Consider the following 2,914-nt stretch of genomic DNA (forward strand, 5'->3'; position numbering starts at 1 on the left):
CTTGATTTTCTGATTAAGGACTTTTAATTTAGCTTCTTGTTTTTGAATTGATGTTTGAGCCATAAGATAACCTCCAAGTTCAATTAAATACAATTACTACTTATAACATCATAATGTTATTATAAGTAGTAATTATTAAAGTTGGAAAATCGAAGTGACAATAGTACACTAAACGTAATAAAATTGGATCAGCAGGCCGAATAAAACGAGGTCAATGCGCACTTACACACAACAACTAAAGTTGGTTGTGTTATTGTGCTAAACCCTTGTATTAGAAGTCGCCGTTGGCGACAACAAAATCAAACCCATATACCCAAAGAAAGGTGGTGACCGACATGGCAATTTTTCACATGAGCTTTAGTAATATTAGTGCTGGTAAAGGAAGAAGTGCAATTGCTGGAGCGAGTTATCGAAGTGGTGAAAAATTATTCGATCAAAAAGAAGGTCGAAGTTATTTTTATGCTCGGTCGGTTATACCAGAAAGCTTTATTTTGACACCAAAGAATGCACCAGAATGGGCGAGTGATCGAGAGAAATTATGGAACGAAGTAGAAAGAAAAGACCGTCGTGCAAACTCACGGTATGCTAAAGAGTTTAACGTGGCTTTACCAGTTGAATTAAGTGAAGATGAACAGAAAGAATTATTGACAAAATATGTACAAGAAAATTTTGTTGATGAAGGTATGGTTGCTGATGTGGCAATTCATCGAGATCACCCAGACAATCCGCACGCTCATGTTATGCTAACTAACCGTCCATTTAACCCAGACGGAACGTGGGGATTGAAAAGTAAAAGAGAAAACATATTAGATGAAAATGGGAATAAGACTTATACAGGAAATAGTCGTTTCCCAAGATCAAGAAAGTTGTGGTTAGTTGATTGGGATAAAAAAGAAAAAATCAATCAATGGCGGCACAATTGGGCGGCTAGTGTAAATCAAATCTTAGAGCAAAAAAATATTCCCGATCGGATCAGTGAAAAATCATTTATCGAGCAGGGAATAGATGATACACCAACTCAACATGAGGGAATCAATAGTAAGCGGCATGAAAGAAAAGAATTTAATCAACAAGTTAAGAACTATCGTAAGTTCAAAACTGGCTATAAAAATATGCAAGAAAAAGTAATTAATAGAGGCCATTTAGATAGCCTAAGCAAACACTTCTCATTCAATGAAAAACGGGTGGTCAAAGAGTTAAGTAATGAGCTGAAAATGTATATCAGTTTGGAGAGTTTAGATGATAAACGCCGCATGCTGTTTAATTGGAAAAATAGCACCCTAATTAAACATGTAGTCGGGGAAGATGTGACAAAAAAATTGTTAATGGTTAACCAACAAGAAGCATCACTAAGGGAAGCAAATGAATTTTTAAATAAGGTGGCTGATCGAGTTTTTAAAAAACTTTATCCAGAAATCGAGTTTGAACAAACCACTCAAGCAGAGCGAAGAGAATTGATTAAAGAAACAGATAGCGAAAAAACTATTTTTAGGGGTGACGAGTTAGAAGAACGGTTGGCTGCAATACGTGAAAACCTATTAATTTATCAACTGCTAACCTTCACTAAACGACCATATGTTAGCTGGCAATTATTAAAACAACAGGCAGATCAGAATCAAGAAAAATTAACAAAGATACTTAGTAAGCACGGACAAAGCTTAGCTGATTTACAAAGAGCAGAACGTGGCTTTTTAAAAAACTATACGTCTATTGAACAAATACAAGTCACCGAAGGTGTTAAAGCTTTGCGAACGATTAATGAAGTTAAAAAGGTAGTCCAGGTCCAATATGATGCGGTACTGGAAACAGCTTTTCCGCAGAGTAATCTAAAGCAGCTGGATGTATCAGAAAAGGAATTGCTTTATACCGCAGTTTTCTACTACAACCCACAGTTAACACCTTATTCGGCAGAACAGCTGGATAGATTGAAAGGAAACCCTCCAGTTGTTTTTAGTGCTGAAGAACATCAACAGGGCCTAGCTTATTTATTCGGAATGAGTGACTTAAAGAATATCACTAATGAACATTTGCAGAGAGTTTTGCAGCATGATGGTACCCGCCAGCTCTTCTTGGGAGAGTGTCGGCAAGATCCAAAAATTAAGGCCAAACGGGTTGATCAAATTTGTGAAAAATTAAGTAATCAAACTGAAAAAGAAGATCAGTACCGCAAAGAACAGCTTAAAAGTTATCAACCGGTTAACTATAAAGATGTTAGTCCTGGTTACTACCTGAACAATGTGATAGATGGTGCATTAATAAGTATTCTCTACGCACATAGCGAAAAGTATCAACATGATAAACAGCAACGAGACTTAAAAGAGACAGAGCGGGAAATGACAAAAAAGAAAAGGAAGCATCAGGTTCGTAATCGTCATGATGACGGAGGAATGCATCTTTAGAAATATAATGGAACAGGCAGAGTAAGCTATTGTTAGCCATTTCTTAAAGTAAAAGATGGAGCTTCAATTAAAAGGGCACTCGAATAGCATTGATTACGAAATGGTTGATAAATCGTGTGTCATCAGTAGAATCTTCACTAGAGCAAGTATTTTATACATGTGCATAAGAATTATGAGATACTTTTACTGTTTTGTATTTTGTTTCAGTTTGAGAACTCACTATTTAGTTTAATTTCCTTTTTTTGAAGCTTAATAATCATTAATTAAAAGTATTCTTAAATGTCAAAGCTTTATTAAGGAGTGTTAAAATAGCTAAATTTTCTCACATGGGGTTTCCATCAAGGTTAGCCCAAATTGAAAAAACTAGGACAATTAAGTTCTAGCTTCAAAACTTCAAGAGAATGATTATACCTAAAATGGCGTGTGTACGGGAAAAAGTAACTAGGTATGACTTATGTCTTATTGCTCCTAAGTCAATATCTGGCACATGTTTTTCTAGACACTTGTTCTGATTC

Annotated in this window: 1 protein-coding gene; it reads left to right on the forward strand. The window is 35.6% G+C overall.

Annotated elements, in window-relative coordinates:
* Window positions 1-335: 335 nt before the first annotated feature.
* Window positions 336-2,399 (forward strand): MobQ family relaxase, encoded by a 2,064-nt coding sequence (mobQ, locus tag FD20_RS12350; protein ID WP_057738891.1) that lies wholly within the window; start codon window positions 336-338, stop codon window positions 2,397-2,399.
* Window positions 2,400-2,914 lie beyond the last annotated feature (515 nt).

It is taken from the genome of Liquorilactobacillus uvarum DSM 19971, from assembly GCF_001434935.1.
GTDB classification, from domain to species: domain Bacteria; phylum Bacillota; class Bacilli; order Lactobacillales; family Lactobacillaceae; genus Liquorilactobacillus; species Liquorilactobacillus uvarum.